General features: G+C 50.2%; 1 protein-coding gene. It reads left to right on the forward strand.

Going from position 1 to position 568, the window contains the following annotated elements; translation table 11 throughout:
* The first annotated feature begins 209 nt into the window (after nucleotides 1–209).
* On the forward strand, nucleotides 210–527 hold the full coding sequence (locus BQ17_RS04445; protein WP_089724642.1) for a hypothetical protein: 318 nt from the start codon (nucleotides 210–212) through the stop codon (nucleotides 525–527).
* The last annotated feature ends 41 nt before the right edge of the window (nucleotides 528–568 follow it).

Raw genomic sequence — 568 nt, forward strand, 5'->3', positions numbered from 1 at the left:
AAACATTATCCTGGAATGATTTAGGACTTTCAGTCCAGGGGGCAACCTATGCACTTTAGTGCATAGTGGTTGAGTTTAAAAAATTTTATACGCGCTCGCCCTGGACTAACGGCTTTGACAGTTGTACACTGATCGTGAACTGTTGCGGCACCCGTTACAAACTCCTTAGAAGACGTTGTATTTTAACCGAACGTCGGTGGAGAGTCATAATGAAAAAGATCACCGTTCTATTGTTATTGATGTTTCTTGCCGCTTGTACCGGAGTGGACAACCGCGACTTTGCCGGACTGAAGACGACTCCGGCTAAGGTCCGGTTGGGGGAGATCGTTCGATTGGCATACAAATGTCCCTCCGAAATGCTTTCTAAAGAGGATGGGGATCGGGCATCAGGCGGTTTGAGGGAGGCGCTGTCGGCGAGTGCCTCGGGTGTGATTGCCTCGACGGGTGCGCAGTTTGCCGTCGATGCAATACAGGAGGCGATTTCCGACTACAGGGCACCTTGCAAAATTGCCTGCGTGGTGAGCTAAGCGAGGGTAAAATCACGCCAGTCCAAAATGAATGCTCATCG

Source organism: Candidatus Thiosymbion oneisti (assembly GCF_900092655.1).
GTDB classification, from domain to species: domain Bacteria; phylum Pseudomonadota; class Gammaproteobacteria; order Chromatiales; family Chromatiaceae; genus Thiosymbion; species Thiosymbion oneisti.